The organism is Plantibacter sp. AC185, assembly GCF_979258065.1.
On sequence record NZ_OZ409831.1, the window covers coordinates 1,557,384 to 1,572,976 of the forward strand.

Consider the following 15,593-nt stretch of genomic DNA (forward strand, 5'->3'; position numbering starts at 1 on the left):
CGGAGGAGGTTCACCGGGAGTAATCCGGTCCCTGAGCCTGTCGAAGGGCAGCCGAGCCGCGACACCTCGACACACGGAAGAGGCACGCGCGGGTGACTTCCAGCCCGTCCCTCACCGCCCAGGCAGAGCCAGCCCGGTCGGTCGCCCTGACACCGCGAGCAAGAGGTCGAGCGCCGATCCGCGGACCTCATCGCCCGCGCCCCAGCTCGTCCCGGCGTCCTCGGCGACGAGCCGAACCCCCTGGGCGCGTTCCTTTCCACCGCCCATCGAGACGCCGGTGCGGAGCTGGTACTCCAACGCCACGAGGACCGCGGCTGTCGGGTAGTCCGCGCGGATGCCGAGCGGCCGACGGACGTCCTCGCCGTGCACGATGGCCTCGACGAGCCTGGTCGCGAGGTTCGCCGGCGGGGTGCACGTCAGCTCGGTGGTGTCCGCCAGGGCGCGGAGCGTCTCCTGCGGGTCGTTCCTCCGCTCCCGCTCGACCCCGCGTGCGTTGTCCAGGTCGAAATCGAACCGCGCCGCGATGAGCCGACGGGCGAATCCCAGCCGCGTCGTCTTCGCCGATTCGACGAGATGAGCCACGACGTCATGCACATCCCATCCCGTGCACAGCGACGGCGTCCCCCACTGCTCGTCCCCCAGCACCGACAGGTCCGCGACGAGCCGCCGACGCTCCTCGTGGACGAGCGGCCAGACGGTCCCTGGCGAGACCCTCATCCGCGCCGATCCACCCACCATCAGCGGTAGTGCTGCTCGCCCCGAGCGGCCTTCTCGACCACGTCCGCGATGCGGGCGGCCCTGATCGCGGGCGTCTTGATGTTGCTCAGGCGGAAGAAGACGCGGAAACGGTCGGTGCGGCCGAGCGTCGCGAAGTACGCCGCCGCCTCGGGGCTCGCATCGAGCGCAGCCTGGAGATCATCCGGTGCGACGGCGTCCTTCTGCCGGTACGCCACGTCCCACCGCCCGTCGGCCTTGGCTCGTTCGATCTCCGCGAGCCCACCGGGACGCATCCGCCCCTCCTCGATGAGGCGGGCGACGTGCTCCCGGTTGATCTGCGACCACGGGCTGCTCTTCCGCCGCGGCGTGAACGCCTGCAGCGTGTAATCGTCGTCGAACCGTTTGCTCTGTCCGTCGATCCATCCGTAGCAGAGGGCGACGTCGAGCGCCTCCGACCAGGTGATCCCCGACGCCTTCGACGTCTTCTTCCGCAGCTTCAACCGCACGCCCGCGTCGCTCGGCGCACCGGCGAGGTAGGCCTCCCACTCATCGAGTGTGAGGTCCAGGATCGGTTTCTCCTCGAAGCTCGCCACGTGAGCGAGCGTAGCGCGCACGGGCGACGCAGCCCAGACCCTGGTGCCGTCCGGGCCCCGGTGCCGACCGGACCGCCACCCACGACTGGATAGGGTCGAAGCATGCTGATGAACGACGAGACGCTGTCGCGCGCCGCCGACACCCTGCGAACCTGGGCCCTCGACGAGGACCTCAAAGCACGGGTTCTCGCTCACCCTGAAGCCGCCGCCGTCGCCAAGCGGGCCGCCCTGCGATACATCGCCGGCGAAGACGCGGCCTCGGCCTTGCGGCTCCTCGAAGCGAACGCCGATCGTGGGCATCGCTGGAGCATCGAGCTCTTCGGCGAGTCCGTCCGCGACGCACGTGTCGCCGACGAGCAGACCGCGGAGTTCATCGACCTCGCCCGCCGGATCAGCGAATCCGACCAGACCGCGACCATCTCGCTCGACCTCTCCCACATCGGTTCCGTCGTCTCGCCCGAGCTCGGCCTGCGCAACGGCCTGGCGCTCGCACAGGCGGCACGGGACGCCGGCACCTCGCTCATGATCTCCGCCGAGGGTTCCGACCGCACGGACCTGGTGCTGTCGCTCTTCGAGCAGATCGCCGACCGGTTCCCGGAGACCGGCATCACCCTGCAGGCGAGACTGCACCGCACCCCCGCGGACCTCGACCGAGTGCTGGATCGGCCCGGACCGATCCGCGTCGTGAAGGGAGCGTTCCTCGAATCGACCGAGGTCGCCTACCCCCGCGATTCGGCGCCGATGACCGCGGCCTACATCAGCATGGTCACGCGACTCGTTGGGTCGGGCCACCGGGTCAACGTCGCCACCCACGACGCGAACCTCGTCGCCGCACTCGAGGGCGCGCTCGGCGACGACCTCCGTCAGCCGCACGTGGAGTTCGAGATGCTCCAGGGACTCGGCACCGAGCTGCTCGACGACCTTCGCCGCCGCGGGTTCGCGACGCGTGAGTACCTCGTCTACGGACCCGAGTGGTGGCTCTACGTCCTCAACCGGATCGCCGAGCACCCCGAGCGGGTCATCGAGGCGATCGCGGACATCGGCCCGATCGCGCTCCTCGCCTGATCAGCCCAGCGGGTCGGACTCCAGGCGGTGGAAGTTGCGGTTCTGGTAGACGAGCGCCGGCGCGTCCGTGCCGGGCGGGATGACCTCCAGCACCTCGGCGATGACGAGCATCGAGCTGCCGGCCGGGACCGTCTGCACGATCCGGCAGCGCAGCGCCGCACGGGCACTCGGCAGGTAGGGCTCGCCGGTCGCGAGTCGCTCCCAGTGCTGTTCCGGGGTGAAGCGCGGCTCCCCCGTCTTGGCGAACGCCTTCGCGACCTCCAGGTGGTGGTCCGCCAGGAGGTGGACGACGACCGTTCCCGCGCTGAGCAGTCCGCCCGCGGATCCCGTCGCCCGCGTGACCGAGAAGGACAGCATCGGCGGGTCGACGGCCACCGACGCGACCGATGACGCCGTCAGCCCGACGTCTCCCCGATCGGTCGAGGCACTGATCAGCGCGACGCCCGCCGGGTGGTCACGGAACGCCGTCTTGAACCCGTCGACGGTCGCGGCGCGGGCGAGGGCATCGGGATCAGCGGACGGCGTGGTGGGAATGGTCATGCTTCAACCGTAGAACCTCAATCGGTCTTGAGGTCAACTCAAGGAGAGGACTATGAGGATGTGATTCGGCGCCGCACCGTCCCGCCCGGATCTTACGCGGACAGCCTCCGGACACTCGCCCGAATGTACTCTGCGTGCTCGTAGATGCTGTCGAGGGTCTCCAGAGGATATTTCGTCTCGACCTTCGCCTCGTCGAAGAGGCCGAGGTACTTCTGCTTCTTCCCGTTGAACCACAGGCGGGCGATGGGTTTGCGGTTGTTGTCGTCGAGCAGAATCGCGAAATACGACTTCGCATCGCGGTGGACGATTCGCTCCGGCTTCACTTCGCTGCAGGCGATCGCCTTCACGATCTGGTAGCCCTCGAGTTCTTCGAGCGTCGTCTCGATCTCAGTGTCGCGGTCGAGATCGCTCTCCGCGACACCGGCGCTCGCGACCGACTCGGCTGGAGCCTCGGCCCCGAGAGGCGCACTGTACGACGCTCCGAGAGCAGTCTTCAACCGATCGTTAACCTGTTCATTCAGGAACTGCTTCGACGCTTTCGCGACGAGCGTCGTGAACTGTGTACGGGCGTCCTGGGTGAATCGACCGTCATACACACGAGAGGTGAACATCCGGACGAAGTCCTCCTCGGGCTCGCGGAACTGGGCGGCGATCGAACGCTTGAGTGCGCCGACGTACTTCAACTCCTCAGCAGCGCTGATGACCGAGTCGAGGTCGAACACCTCCTTGGTCAGCTTTCGCAGCTCAGGCAGAAGCGTCTCGTCGATGTCCGCGAGATCGAGGACGAGGAACGGTCGATCGTCCATCTTGTTCGGAGAGTCGAGGTCGGTGTAGAAGTTGTACACCTCACCGTTGGTGAGCACGGCGATCCGTGCGTTCGTCACGGAGAAGTATCGGAACAGCTGCGAAGCGTGCTCGATCTTGAGCGGTTCGGTGGACTTCTTGCATTCGATGAGGATCTGCACCTCGCCGTCGCGCATGATGGCGTAGTCGACCTTCTCGCCACGCTTGACTCCGACGTCGGCGGTGAACTCGGGCACGACCTCCATCGGGTTGAAGACGTCGTAACCAAGAATCGTCGAAATGAACGGCATGACGAATGCGTTCTTCGTGGCCTCTTCTGTCTGGATGGCCGCCCGCTGATTGCGGACCTTCGTGGCCAACGCGGCCAGACGCTCTTCAAACTCCATTGTTCCTCCTGGGTCAGCATCACCATAGTTGGTGCACCGACTCGTTCATGGGAACTTGAGACCGCGGCTGGCTGGGCCTTACTCGAACATCTCCGCGAGGAGCTCGTGCGGGTCGCCGTCGACCCGGTGCTTCGAGCGGCCCTCGGGCCAGAACGTGACCCCGTCGTCATCCCAGCACGGGACGACGTGGAGATGGAGGTGGGGGACGCTCTGCCCGGCGTCGGCACCGGACGCACTCAGCACGACGACGCCGGTCGCACCGAGCGCCGCCCGCATCGCGCGTCCCACCCGCTGAGCGAGGGCGGTCGTCGCCTGCAGGGCTCGCGGATCGGCGTCGAGCAGGCCGACGCTGTGCGCCCGCGGCAGCACGAGGGTGTGGCCGGGCGCGAGCTCCGACTCGGGCAACGGCCGGAAGGCGACCGCCTCGTCCTCGCGCTCCACCCAGGTGATGTCGTCGGGCTCGTCACGCAGGATGCGGCAGAAGGTGCAGGTGTCGGGCATCGTCCCATTCTCGGCGCTCACCGCGGGCACGTCGATCACCTCAGGACACGCGGTCGCGCGCACCCCGGATCAGGCGCGGGCCGACGATCCACACCAGCCCGATGACGACGACCACGGCCCCACCCGCCCACAGCCCGACCGCAGGCGATGCGACGAAGTCGAAGACGAAGAGGACGATCCCCGCGAACAGCAGCGACGCCGCCCCGAGACACACCATGAGGATCCTGCTGGACAACCGCACCAGCTGTGGTTTCTCCAACCGTCCGAAGACGAGCCGGTGCATGATGACCGGCGCGAGCGCCAGGAGCGTCACCGTCACGGCCAGGACCACGAGGACGAGGTACAGCACGTGGTCGAATCCACTGAGCTCGGTGAACCGCGGCTGGAACGGCAGCGTCAGCAGGAAGCCCGCGAGGATCTGCGTGCCCGTCTGCAGGACCCGGAACTCCTGCAGCAGCTCCGACCAGTTGCGGTCGGATCGCTCGTTCAGCGTCTCGTCGCGACCGTCCCCGGGCAGGGCGTCGGCCGGATCACTTGCGGCGGGCATGACCGGACACCGTCAGCGGGCGAGCTTGCGCGCCACCGCGACCACCGGCACGGCGACGACGAGGACCGACGCCGCCCGCGCGAACAACGATCGCTTCGGGAACTCGGCGCGCTTCCGATCTTCGGCCGTCGGCTCGGCCGCCTCGACCAGGTGGGTGCCGCCGGCGCCGCCCTCGGCGAGGTGGGCGAGTCGGCGCAGCGTCTCGATGTTGCGGATGTGCAGCCCGATGTCGAGGAGCCAGACCGGGATCAGCGCACCAGGGCCCGTCACGGCGTGCTCATGCAGGTGGACGATGCACCCGCGCTCGTGCGGCTCGACCTCGACCGCGACGCGGGCCTCACCGAGCGGCCACCCCTTCGGCTGGATGACGAACCGGTGCGGAGCATCCCACTGGAGCACGGTCGTCTCGTCGTTCAGCACCGCCGGCCAGACACCGAAGGAGTGGTGCAGCTTCCCACCCACGTGCGGCCACCGGTCACCGACGTCGCGCATGCGGGACGCACCGACCACCCACGCCGGGAAGAGCCAGCCGTCGGCGAGGACGGCGAAGACACGGTCGGGCGGGCAGTCGAGGATCCGAGTGGTGTGGGACACGGTGGTGTTCCTTTCGCTGGAGCAGGGACGAGGTCAGGGGGTCGGACGCGGTCGGTCGGGCGCGAGCGACGGCATGCGGTCGCGGCCGAAGACCGAGCGGAGGGCGCTGCGGGCGGCGTGCCAGCCGGCGAGACCGTGGACGCCCGGGCCGGGCGGAGTCGACGAGGAGCAGAGGAAGATCCCCGGCGTCGGCGTCCGCCACGGGTCGTTCGAGAGCACGGGACGCGCGACGAGCTGTGCGAAGCTCGCAGCGCCGGCCGCGATGTCACCGAGCACGTAGTTCGGGTTGTACCGCGCCATGTCGCGGGCGGTCATCGACGCCGACGTCAGGATCACGTCGCGGAACCCGGGGGCGAAGCGCTCGATCTGCCGGATGATCGCCTCGGTCTGATCGAGACCGGACCCGCTCGGCACGTGCGTGTACGCCCAGAGGACCTGAGCGTCACCAGGAGCGCGACCAGGATCGCCGACGTCGGGCTGCGACACGAGGACGTAGGGCGACTCGCTGTGCCGACCGCGGGCGACGTCGCGCTCGGCGGCGGCGATCTCCGGGCGGGTGCCGCCGAGGTGGAGCGTGCCGGCCCGGGCCAGTTCAGGGTTCGTCCACGGGACGGGACCTGAGAGCGCGAAGTCGACCTTGGCCACGCCGTCGCCGTACCGGAACCGGGAGAGACGACGGAGGTACGCGTCGGGCAGTCGACTGCCCGCGATCTCGGCGAGCGCCTTCGGCGTCGTGTCGAACAGGACGGCGCGGGCGGACGGTAGCTCGTCGATGGAGCGCACCTCGGTTCCGGTGACGATCTCACCGCCGTGGGCCAGCAGGTCGGCGGCGAGCGCGTCGACGATCGCTTGGCTGCCGCCGACGGGAATGGGCCAACCGCGGGCGTGCGCATACGCGCCGAGCGACAGGGCGGCGGCCGAGGTGGACAGGCTCGGCATCGGCCGGATGGAGTGGGCGGCGACACCGCTGAGCATGGCCGGGGCCGTCTCCTCGCGGAACCGGAGATTCCAGGCCGGGCTCCCCTGCTCGAGGGCGCGGAGGCCGAAGCGTGCGACCGTGACCGGGTGGCGCGGCACCTGCAGGAGCTTGCCGCCGGTGAACTGCGAGACGCGGTCGGCGTCGGCGGCGAGCGGGCCCATGAGCGAGCGCCAGGCGTCGCCGTCGCGTCCGAGGGCGTCGGCGGTGCGGTCGATGTCTCGGTAGGCGATCCCGGCCCGTCCACCGTCGAGCGGGTGGGCGTAGGAGATCTCCGGTACGACGAGGTCGATGCGGCGCTCGAGGCCGAAGGACCGGAAGAACCCGGAGGCGAGCGCCATCGGGTGGACCGCGGAGCAGATGTCGTGGTGGAAGCCGGGCAACGTCAGCTCGGCGGTCCTGGCACCACCACCGATCGTGTCGCCCCGCTCGACCACCTGCACGTGCAGGCCGGCCCTAGCGAGGGTCACCGCGGCAGCGAGCCCGTTGGGGCCCGCGCCGACGACCACCGCGTCGAACTGCTCGCGCCGCGCCATCGTGCTCAGCGCCGCTTCGCCGCGCCGGCCACCAGGGCGACACCCGCTGCGAGGGTGCCGGCGGCGGTCGCGTACACGGCCCGCCGGTGGCGGATCGCCCAGGTCTGCGGGCTCCACGAGTGGGCCTTGTCGCTGAACACGCCACGAGCGCCGTGGTCACCGGGGGCGGGCGTGTAGACGTTGTCGGGCATGCGCGGGTCGTGCTTGTCCGGCGCGAGCTGGCCGGAGTATCCGGTCCTGGCGAGGAACCAGTCGAGGAATCCGCCGGCGAAGCGGTCGCCGAGGATCGTGCCGACGGTGGACTCCCCCACCCAGGTGCGTCGCCTCGGTCGGTCTGCGACGTCGGCGATGGCGGTCGCACCGACCTCGGGCTGGTAGATCGGCGGCACCGGCTGGGGGTGCTCGGGCAGCTGCGACTTCACCCAGCTGAACTGGATGGTGTTGAGCGCCGGCATGTCCACGGTCGAGAGCTTGACGTTGCTGCCGTCGTGGAGCAGTTCGGCGGTCACCGACTCCGTGAAGCCTCGGGCGCCGAACTTGGACCCGCAGTACGCGGCCTGCAGCGGGATGCCGCGGTGGGCGAGGGCGGAACCGACCTGGATCACGTGTCCACGATCGCGCGGCGTCATTCGCGAGAGGGCGGCCCTGGTGCCGTTGACGAAGCCGAAGAAGTTGACCGCCACGGCACGCTCGAAGTCCGCCGGTTCGGTCGTGAGGAAGTCCCCGAAGACGCCGACCATGGCGCAGTTCACCCACAGCTCGATCGGTCCGAGTTCCGCCTCGACCCGGTCCGCCGCCTGCTCGACGGCCTCCCGGTCGGCGACGTCCGTCGGCACCGCGAGAGCACGACGCCCGGCCTGCTCGACCTCGGCGATGGTCGCATCGAGTCCGTCCTCGCCACGCGCCAGCACCGCGACGTCCCAGCCGCGCTTCGCGAGTTCACGGACGGTCGCACGACCGAGCCCTGCGGTTCCGCCGGTGACGACGGCGACCCCGCGGCTCATCGCGCCGACCGATCGGTTGCTGCGGACCGGTGGGCGGAGGGGCGCGGAGAGGTTGTCGTCGTCAGAGGCATGACGCCACGTTAGGCGAATCCACCCCGCCAAGGCGGCCCCTTGCTTTCCCAGGCAGGACGGATCGCCACCCGGCGATCGCAGCGGGATAGCCGTACGATGAGCGGAGACCACCCTTGAGCCCGGAAGGAATGCGGACATGAGCGACACCTTCGCCATCGTGTACAGCGCACTCGACCGGGTCGACGAGGACGACCAGCTGGTGGAGCCGATCCTCCGGCTCATGCCCCTCAGCGGCGTCTCGATCGCGACGCTCGGCGACACCCTGAGCCCCGAGACGATCGCCGCGAGCGACGAGCAGATCGCGCTCATCGACGAGCTGCAGTTCGACCTCTCCGAGGGCCCCTGCTGGGACGCCGTCGGAAGCGGCCGCCCGGTGCTCGAGGAGGCCGTCAAGCGGAACGGCTACGACTCCTGGCCGTCGTTCACCGAGGCGATCCGCGACCACGCGGTCGGCTCCATCTTCGCCTTCCCCCTCCGCGTCGGGCCGCTCCAGGTGGGCGCGGTCGAGCTGTACGACACCGAGGAGCGCACGCTGGACGCGCAGGCGGTCGAGGACATGATGTCCCTCACTCGCCCGCTCAGCCGGTACGTGCTCCGACGCACCCTCGAACTCGCGAGCCTTCCCGACACGACGCAGCTGAAGCCCCACGCCCGACGACGGATCCATCAGGCGACCGGGTTCGTGATCGCGCAACTCGGCCTCACGCCCGACGACGCCCACCTGCTGATCCAAGCTCAGGCCTTCGCCCAGAACCGCTCGATGTCGGACGTCGCCGAGGACATCCTCGAACGTCGCACCGGCTACGTGCTGCGCGACGACACGATCGAAGACGAGCGATGAGCGCGCGCGGCGACGACGGGACCGGCTCCGAGCTCCGTCACTCGACCGCCCTCCTCGACGTGTTCGCGACGCTCGCCGACACCCTGGTGGACGAGTACGACGTCGTCGACCTGCTCCAGACCCTCGTCGACGCGACCGTGGACCTCCTCGACGTCCAGGCCTCGGGCATCCTCCTGGCCGACCCGAACGGTGATCTCGAACTGATCGCGTCGACGAGCGAGTCCGGGAAGCTCGTCGAACTCATCCAGCTGAGCGCGGACGAAGGCCCCTGCATCGACAGCTTCCGTGATGCGACGCCGGTGTCGATCCCCGAGATCGCCGCGGTCGCAGCCGACTGGCCGAGATTCGCCGAGGTCGCGGCGACCGCGGGATTCCGGTCGGCTCATGCCTTCCCGCTGCGACTCCGCCGGACCACCATCGGCACCCTCAACCTGTTCCGCACGACTCCGGAAGCCCTCGACCGGTTCGAGTCCCAGGCCGCACAGGCGATGGCCGACGTCGCGACCATCGGGATCCTGCACGAGCGGACCCTCCGCGAGAGTGACGCGACCCGCGAGCAGCTGGAGTCCGCGCTGCAGTCCAGGGTCGTCATCGAGCAGGCGAAGGGCGTCGTCGCCTACACCGCCGCGATCTCGGTCGAAGAGGCCTTCGAGCGCATCCGGAAGCACGCTCGCGGCGGACGTCGTGCCCTGGCCGACGTCGCCCGCGACATCGTGGAGCGACGCCTCGAGCTCTGAGGCCCGGTCACCGGCCCCGGTCGACCTTCAGCGCGGCTTCCGCGCGAACACATAATGCACGACGCCACTCGGTGATGCGGTCACCTCGACCGTGAACCGCTCCTCGAGGCCTTCGAGCCCGTCCCAGAGCCGCACCCCACGACCGAGCAGGATCGGGACGACGACCACATGGAGATGGTCGACGAGGTCGGCCGCGAGGAACTGGCGGACCGTCGTCGGTCCTCCGCCGAGACGGACGTCGAGTCCGTCGGCGAGCGACGTCGCGAACGACAACGCGTCGACGGCGGACAGGTCACGGAAGAGGAACGTCGTCTCACCGACCACCAGGTCCGGGCGTTCATGGTGGGTCAGCACGACGACCGGCGTGTGGAACGGCGGTTCCTCGCCCCACCATCCCCGCCAACTCTCGTCCTCCCACGGTCCGAGCTGCGGACCGAACTTGCGCCGGCCCATGATCTCGACGCCAATGCGGTCACCGGTGGCCGCTGCGAACGCGTCGTCCACCCCACGCGTCCCCGCGCCGACCGCTTCGTCCTCGTGCCCGCTCATGGACACGAAGGTGCGGGTCGGGAAGAACCACTGCATGAGCCGGTGCTGGGCGTGGCCGAAGGGGGTCTCGAAGGACTGGCCCTCGCCCGTGGCGAACCCGTCGAGCGAGACGGCGAGATTGTGGACCCGGAGCGTCGTCATGGGCACACGCTAGTCCGAACGTCCGGGCCCGTCGAGTAGCAGCTCGACGACGGAAAGGCAAGAGCGCGCCGAGCGGCCGAACGGGATGGACACTCGAAGGAGGGCACGGCGGTCTGACGACCGGTCGACGCAGCCGGCCCGCCTGACATCGGGTGCCACGACGCGCCCAGAGAGGAGATGCTCGTGTTCACCGAGCTCGACGAATTCCTACGCGGCATGGAGTACCCCTGCCGCCCCAGCGACCTGACGCGTGAGGCCCGCCGCGACCTGCTCCCGCCCCACCTGGTCGAGGCGCTCCGCTCACTCCCCGAGCGCAGCTACACCAGCCGCTGGGACGTCCTGCACCGCACCTCGATCGCGGAGGCGCTGCCGATCAGCGTCTGAGCGATCGCGCACCACCGCTGAGCGGCACCGGCATCGCGCCGATGCCGCTTCTGCGTGTCAGGTCCGGTGACTCGCGCCGGTTCGCAACCCCCTCGGGGAACGTGGTGCTTCCACAGGACCGGGCCTACGGTGGAAACCGGAGAGCGGAGCAGGAGAACCCATGGGCAAGATGATCTACGACGCAGACGTGTCGGTGACGTTCGACGACCGGGTCCTCGCCCACCTGCAACAGGTCATCGGCGCGAAGTTGCGTCGCGGCGAAGCGTTCTACTTCGGGTGGAAGGACGATCCGCGGTCAGGCGACGGCCGGACGACGATCTGGCTCCACCCGGCGATGTCCCTCCGGTTCAAGTACGCGGGCAGCGTCCCGGTCGAACTCAATCGCGCCTGGCTCGATGCCCTCGCGGTCAGCGCCGACTCGAACCAGGGTCTCGTCCTCGTGCCGGAGCCGGGTCCGCGCACCTGAACCTCGCGGTCGCGCGCACCTCGCGGTCGTGATCGCAGCCCGGTCTGCCCTCACATCGAGCGTTCGTCGAACTCCAGATCGTCGACGTCGGTGAGTTCGGTCGCCCACTCCGGTCGCGCCGGCTGGAGCGCGGCGGTCCGCCGTTCGAGCTCGGCGATGATCTCCTCGTCGAAGGGTTCCTTCGAGGCGTTCTCCACAGGGGTCGAGAACAACTGGCTCGCGGGTCCGACAAGGAGGTGGGCGTACCCGAGGCTGCCACCGTCCGAGATGGTCGGCACCACAGCAATGTCGGACTCGCCGGTCTGGGCGAGGGCTCGCGCATACCGGAGGAGCGCCTTGCAGGTCTGGTCGGCCATCAGCAGGTACCCGCCGGCGTAGTGCAACTTCCTCATACGACCATTCTGGGAACCGAAGCGGTCGGGCCGTCAGACCTTGCATCCGCAACCCGGAGGGTATACCGGGAGGCACCGCGTGCCCGTGCGCTATCGTCTGGGCATGACCGACAGCGACCAGACTCCCACCACGCACGACGAGAACCGCCACGACCAGCTGACGACCGCCCCGAACGCGACCGAAGCCGACGCGGCTCCCCGCATCGACGTCACCGACCAGGGCGACGGCGTGACCCGGATCGACATCCGCGACGACGCGGCCGTGCGGCCGGGCGCGGACCCCGAGGAGACCGAGCAGGGCTGAGCCCCGCCCGCTGCACGCGGAAGCGCCGCCGACCCGAGGGTCGGCGGCGCTTCCGCGTGTGATGGACTCAGCGAGTGTCCGTGTCCGGCTGCTCGAGCACGTCCGGCTCGTCCGCCGTGTCCTCATCCGTCGACTCGTCCGGGATCTCGGTGGGCGGCGTGCCGACCACCATGTCCGGGTCGGTACCCAATGCGTCTGCTCCGGTGAAGTCGCTCATGTCGCTCCTGCTTCCTGTGGTGGTGGTTTCGATGTGGTACTGGTGTCGGTCTGCTGCTGGTCAGGCGACGACGACGTGCAATCCGCCCGTGATCTCGATCTCCTCGAGCATCTCGGCGGCCATGCGCTCGTCGATCGGTGGCTCGAACTCCGCGTCGAACGCGAAGACGATCGGCTGCTCGGGCGACACGGTGACCGGCTCGGACGATTGGAAGCGCCCGCGGTGGAGCTGCAGTCGGAACGACCGTTCGCCGAGCATGCGCGTGAGGATCACCCGTTCCAGTTGGGCGAGCGTCTGATCGTCGACCTGCGATCGGAGCGCACCGAGGCGGAGGAATCCCATCGTCAGCCCCTTTCTCAGGTGTGCCACGCTAGCGCGCAGAGATGGGGGCGCCCGGGCCATTGCGCGGATGGCTCGGGCAGCGGACAATGCGCGTCGGCGAACAGTCACCGCCTTGTGGATAATCGGGCGCGCGCCAAGAATGTCTCGTATCCTGAGAGAGCGCTTCACCGGCCCGGACCCCGTCGGGATGCGCACAGCAGTCGGCCGCTCGCGTCGTCGGCCATCGCAGGGGTCGGAAGTCGAGGGATCCCATGGGACAACTGGTCTACGGCACCGGCGATGCACGCGTTCGGCTCGACGATCGAACGCTCGCCCATGTCAAGACGATCGCGCTCATGAAGCTGCGACGGAACGAGTCGTTCGCGCTCACGATCCGACAAGACTCCATCAGCGACGGACGCACGACGCTCTGGCTGCACCCGGCGATCGCCCTGCAGTTCTCCTTCGACTCCGACGAGGTCGGCGAAATGGACCGCGCACTGCTCGAAGGCTTCATGCACGAGGCGAACACCGGCGAGGTCGTCGTGCACGCGACGACCGGCGACGACGCGACCGCCCAGGCGAAGTAGCCCGGGCGGCAGCGCCGCCTGCTCAGCTGTCCCGGAGCATCGCGATGAGCTCGCTCTTCCGCTTGCCGGAGTAGCCGCTCAGACCGATCTCCTTCGCGCGCTCGCGGAGCTGCGCGACGGTCCAGTCGTCGTAGGAGCCGGCCTCGCCGCCCTTCTCCCCGATCGTCGAGCGCCCCTGCTTCGCAGCGGCGTTGGAGATCCGGGCGGCCTTGCCCTTCGACGCTCCGTCGTCGCGGAGCTTCTCGTAGAGTTCGGGGTCCTTCAGTGACGGGTTCTGCTTCCCGGGCATGTCGTCCTCCCTGGTCGTCCGGTGATCGGCCGATCGGCCTGCCACCAGCCTCTCGCTGCCCGACGGATCGGTGGAGGGGCTGGTGTCAGGGATGCGGACGCGCTAGTTCAGGAACCAGTCCCTCGGGTGCTGGTCCGCGGTCGGCGGCGTGCGCTCGATCGTCGGGCGGGCCCACTCGGCCGCATTCGCCAGCACTCGACGGATGTCGGGGTGGTGGTAGACCGGGTACTCCTGGTCACCGGGTGAGAAGTAGAACACGCGCCCGCGACCGCGGTGGTACGCGACACCGGACCGGAAGACCTCGCCGCCGGCGAAGGTGGAGAGGAACACCTCCTCGTCGGGACGCGGGATGTCGAACTGCTCGCCGTACATCTCCTGGCGGTCGATGACGATCGGGTGCGGGACGCCCTGCGCGATCGGGTGGTCCGGGAGCACCGTCCAGACGAGCTCTCGCTCGCCGTCGTTCCGCCACTTGAGGGCGCAGCTCGTGCCCATCAGCCGCTGGAAGACCCGCGAGTAGTGCCCGGAGTGCAGCACGACGATGCCCATACCGGCGTGGACGTGGCGCACGACCCGCTCGACGACCTCGTCGGAGACCTGGTCGTGGGCGATGTGCCCCCACCAGAAGAGGACGTCGGTGTTCGCGAGGACCTCCTCGGTGAGACCGTGCTCGGGATCCTGGAGGGTCGCGGTCGAGACGGACACGGCGTCGCCGAGCGACTCCTCGAGGCCCGCCGCGATCACGGCGTGGATGCCGTCGGGGTAGTGGCCGAGCACCACGGCGTCACCGCGGGACTCGTGGACGAACTCGTTCCAGACGCGGATGCGGATCGGTGTCGTGGTGCTCATGCGGGGACCTCCAGTTCGTGCCCGGCGGCGGCCGAGGCGTAGGCGGCGTCGATGACGCGGCTGCGGTGCAGTGCGTACTCGCCGTGGTGACCGGCGAACCGGAGTTCACCGCCGGCGGTCTCGCCTGCGCGGATGGTGTCGAGGAACTCGGAGATGACCGACTGGTGGTGGCCGGCCGGGACCTGGACTGCGGGTCGCTCGATCGTCGGCGCACCGGCGACGTCGCGGTAGATCGTGACCGTTCCCTCGGTGTTGTAGTTGTCGACGTGGAGGCGGACGCCGCCCTCCGAACCGAGGAGCTCGACCGAGATGTCCTCGTGGGCCTTCGAGTAGGACGCCCACGACGCCTCGAGGTGCAGGCTGCCGCCGTCCTCGAACCGCAGGAGGGCGGACGCGAAGTCCTCGACGTCGAAGGCGTGCGTGGACCGGCTCGAGACCGGACCGCCGCCGGAGGAGCCACCGCGACCGGCGCGGCCGAGCTCGTTGTACGCGACGGCCGAGACGTGCGTCACGCGCGGCTCGCCGAGGAGCGACAGCGCGATGTCGAGCACGTGGGAGCCGAGGTCGATGAGCGGCCCGCCACCGGCAGCAGCCTTATTCGTGAACCAGGAGTCGATACCGGGCACACCCTGACGACGGAGCCAGGAGGCGCGCGAGTGGTAGACGCGACCGATCGGCTCCTCGGCGAGGTAACGCGCGAGGTAGGCGACGTCGGCACGACGGCGGTGGTTGTAGGCGACCTCGAGGACGCGGTCGGCGGCGGTCGCCGCCTCCACCATCTCGGCGGCGAGGTCGGCGGTCGTGGCGAGCGGCTTCTCGCAGAAGACGTGCTTGCCGCTGCGGAGCGCGGCCACGGCGATCGGGTGGTGCAGGGCGTTCGGCACACCGATCGAGACGATGTCGAGGTCGTCGCGGGCGACGAGGTCCTCCCAGTCGGCGTAGGTCTCGGGGACCCCACGGCTCTCGGCCAGCTCGGCGAGGCGCGCCGGTTCCTGGCCGGACAGGGCGACGACGGTGGCACCGGGGAGCGCGGTGAAGGCGTCCAGGTGCGTGGTCCCGGCGAAGCCGAGGCCGATGACGCCGACCCGGAGGTCCGGAGCGTCTGCTGATGTCGGGGCGGTACTGGTGCTCATGCTCGGACGGTTCCTTTCGGGGTGCGGAGCCGAGCACTGTCGTGA

23 protein-coding genes are annotated in these 15,593 nt (G+C 69.4%); 7 read left to right on the forward strand and 16 right to left on the reverse strand.

Annotation, left to right across the window (positions count from 1 at the left end):
* Positions 1-111 precede the first annotated feature (111 nt).
* Together ACZZZB_RS07395 and ACZZZB_RS07400 are read right to left on the reverse strand one after the other, a co-directional pair.
* Positions 112-717, reverse strand: a complete 606-nt coding sequence (locus tag ACZZZB_RS07395) for a maleylpyruvate isomerase family mycothiol-dependent enzyme (protein WP_463529312.1) — start codon at positions 715-717, stop codon at positions 112-114.
* A gap of 20 nt (positions 718-737) precedes the next feature.
* Positions 738-1,310 (reverse strand): YdeI/OmpD-associated family protein, encoded by a 573-nt coding sequence (locus ACZZZB_RS07400; RefSeq protein WP_229939514.1) that lies wholly within the window; start codon positions 1,308-1,310, stop codon positions 738-740.
* A 102-nt stretch (positions 1,311-1,412) separates the two neighbouring features.
* Between ACZZZB_RS07400 and ACZZZB_RS07405 the strand changes: the two genes are divergently transcribed.
* Entirely contained in the window at positions 1,413-2,375 is a 963-nt protein-coding gene (locus tag ACZZZB_RS07405) for a proline dehydrogenase family protein (RefSeq protein ID WP_463529313.1), read from the forward strand.
* Here the strand turns inward: ACZZZB_RS07405 and ACZZZB_RS07410 are convergent, their stop codons facing one another.
* The 7 genes from ACZZZB_RS07410 to ACZZZB_RS07440 all read right to left on the reverse strand — a co-directional run bounded on the left by ACZZZB_RS07410 (position 2,376) and on the right by ACZZZB_RS07440 (position 8,263).
* The gene (locus ACZZZB_RS07410; protein ID WP_082916284.1) at positions 2,376-2,915 is read right to left on the reverse strand and encodes a flavin reductase family protein; all 540 of its coding nucleotides are present in this window, start codon (positions 2,913-2,915) and stop codon (positions 2,376-2,378) included. It lies immediately after the preceding gene.
* Positions 2,916-3,007: 92 nt separating this feature from the next.
* A complete protein-coding gene (locus tag ACZZZB_RS07415; RefSeq protein ID WP_463529314.1) occupies positions 3,008-4,105 on the reverse strand; it encodes a type I restriction endonuclease in 1,098 nt (365 codons plus the stop codon).
* A 78-nt stretch (positions 4,106-4,183) separates the two neighbouring features.
* A complete protein-coding gene (locus ACZZZB_RS07420; RefSeq protein WP_202938652.1) occupies positions 4,184-4,606 on the reverse strand; it encodes an HIT family protein in 423 nt (140 codons plus the stop codon).
* Between the two features lie 40 nt (positions 4,607-4,646).
* Complete coding sequence (locus ACZZZB_RS07425) at positions 4,647-5,153, reverse strand: DUF6328 family protein (protein WP_086472945.1); 507 nt, start codon at positions 5,151-5,153, stop codon at positions 4,647-4,649.
* Positions 5,154-5,165: 12 nt separating this feature from the next.
* Positions 5,166-5,747 (reverse strand): SRPBCC family protein, encoded by a 582-nt coding sequence (locus ACZZZB_RS07430; protein ID WP_124768485.1) that lies wholly within the window; start codon positions 5,745-5,747, stop codon positions 5,166-5,168.
* A gap of 33 nt (positions 5,748-5,780) precedes the next feature.
* Positions 5,781-7,259, reverse strand: coding sequence for a phytoene desaturase family protein (locus tag ACZZZB_RS07435; RefSeq protein WP_463529315.1), 1,479 nt, complete (start codon positions 7,257-7,259; stop codon positions 5,781-5,783).
* A gap of 5 nt (positions 7,260-7,264) precedes the next feature.
* Positions 7,265-8,263 (reverse strand): SDR family oxidoreductase, encoded by a 999-nt coding sequence (locus tag ACZZZB_RS07440; RefSeq protein ID WP_137242492.1) that lies wholly within the window; start codon positions 8,261-8,263, stop codon positions 7,265-7,267.
* 208 nt (positions 8,264-8,471) lie between these two features.
* On the opposite strand from ACZZZB_RS07440, the gene ACZZZB_RS07445 reads away from it, so the two are divergent.
* Together ACZZZB_RS07445 and ACZZZB_RS07450 are read left to right on the forward strand one after the other, a co-directional pair.
* Complete coding sequence (locus ACZZZB_RS07445) at positions 8,472-9,176, forward strand: GAF and ANTAR domain-containing protein (RefSeq protein WP_124768482.1); 705 nt, start codon at positions 8,472-8,474, stop codon at positions 9,174-9,176.
* The gene (locus ACZZZB_RS07450) at positions 9,173-9,913 is read left to right on the forward strand and encodes a GAF and ANTAR domain-containing protein (RefSeq protein WP_124768481.1); all 741 of its coding nucleotides are present in this window, start codon (positions 9,173-9,175) and stop codon (positions 9,911-9,913) included. The genes ACZZZB_RS07445 and ACZZZB_RS07450 overlap by 4 nt, the downstream gene beginning before the upstream one ends.
* A gap of 27 nt (positions 9,914-9,940) precedes the next feature.
* On the opposite strand, the gene ACZZZB_RS07455 is transcribed toward ACZZZB_RS07450, so the two are convergent.
* Positions 9,941-10,603: a dihydrofolate reductase family protein gene (locus tag ACZZZB_RS07455; RefSeq protein WP_124768480.1), complete on the reverse strand. Its 663-nt coding sequence runs from the start codon at positions 10,601-10,603 to the stop codon at positions 9,941-9,943.
* A gap of 183 nt (positions 10,604-10,786) precedes the next feature.
* Between ACZZZB_RS07455 and ACZZZB_RS07460 the strand changes: the two genes are divergently transcribed.
* The gene (locus ACZZZB_RS07460) at positions 10,787-10,987 is read left to right on the forward strand and encodes a DUF2795 domain-containing protein (RefSeq protein WP_161578564.1); all 201 of its coding nucleotides are present in this window, start codon (positions 10,787-10,789) and stop codon (positions 10,985-10,987) included.
* A gap of 160 nt (positions 10,988-11,147) precedes the next feature.
* A complete protein-coding gene (locus tag ACZZZB_RS07465) occupies positions 11,148-11,453 on the forward strand; it encodes a DUF7882 family protein (RefSeq protein WP_137242495.1) in 306 nt (101 codons plus the stop codon).
* A gap of 50 nt (positions 11,454-11,503) precedes the next feature.
* On the opposite strand, the gene ACZZZB_RS07470 is transcribed toward ACZZZB_RS07465, so the two are convergent.
* Positions 11,504-11,845: a hypothetical protein gene (locus ACZZZB_RS07470; protein WP_085512067.1), complete on the reverse strand. Its 342-nt coding sequence runs from the start codon at positions 11,843-11,845 to the stop codon at positions 11,504-11,506.
* Positions 11,846-11,948: 103 nt separating this feature from the next.
* Between ACZZZB_RS07470 and ACZZZB_RS07475 the strand changes: the two genes are divergently transcribed.
* A complete protein-coding gene (locus ACZZZB_RS07475) occupies positions 11,949-12,149 on the forward strand; it encodes a hypothetical protein (protein ID WP_159877319.1) in 201 nt (66 codons plus the stop codon).
* A 67-nt stretch (positions 12,150-12,216) separates the two neighbouring features.
* Here ACZZZB_RS07475 and ACZZZB_RS07480 read toward each other — a convergent pair whose 3' ends face one another.
* Together ACZZZB_RS07480 and ACZZZB_RS07485 are read right to left on the reverse strand one after the other, a co-directional pair.
* Positions 12,217-12,366, reverse strand: coding sequence for a hypothetical protein (locus tag ACZZZB_RS07480; RefSeq protein ID WP_463529316.1), 150 nt, complete (start codon positions 12,364-12,366; stop codon positions 12,217-12,219).
* Between the two features lie 60 nt (positions 12,367-12,426).
* Positions 12,427-12,708, reverse strand: coding sequence for a DUF7882 family protein (locus ACZZZB_RS07485; protein ID WP_064297054.1), 282 nt, complete (start codon positions 12,706-12,708; stop codon positions 12,427-12,429).
* Positions 12,709-12,959: 251 nt separating this feature from the next.
* Here ACZZZB_RS07485 and ACZZZB_RS07490 point away from each other — a divergent pair, with 251 nt between their 5' ends.
* Positions 12,960-13,277 carry a DUF7882 family protein gene (locus tag ACZZZB_RS07490; protein ID WP_463529317.1) on the forward strand — a complete coding sequence of 106 codons (318 nt, stop codon included), beginning with the start codon at positions 12,960-12,962 and terminating at the stop codon, positions 13,275-13,277.
* Between the two features lie 22 nt (positions 13,278-13,299).
* Here ACZZZB_RS07490 and ACZZZB_RS07495 read toward each other — a convergent pair whose 3' ends face one another.
* The 3 genes from ACZZZB_RS07495 to ACZZZB_RS07505 form a co-directional block, all read right to left on the reverse strand.
* Entirely contained in the window at positions 13,300-13,566 is a 267-nt protein-coding gene (locus tag ACZZZB_RS07495; protein WP_463529318.1) for a DUF7218 family protein, read from the reverse strand.
* Positions 13,567-13,668: 102 nt separating this feature from the next.
* Positions 13,669-14,415, reverse strand: coding sequence for a ThuA domain-containing protein (locus tag ACZZZB_RS07500; RefSeq protein ID WP_207568176.1), 747 nt, complete (start codon positions 14,413-14,415; stop codon positions 13,669-13,671).
* Positions 14,412-15,548: a Gfo/Idh/MocA family protein gene (locus ACZZZB_RS07505; RefSeq protein WP_463529319.1), complete on the reverse strand. Its 1,137-nt coding sequence runs from the start codon at positions 15,546-15,548 to the stop codon at positions 14,412-14,414. The genes ACZZZB_RS07500 and ACZZZB_RS07505 overlap by 4 nt, the downstream gene beginning before the upstream one ends.
* Between the last annotated feature and the right edge of the window lie 45 nt (positions 15,549-15,593).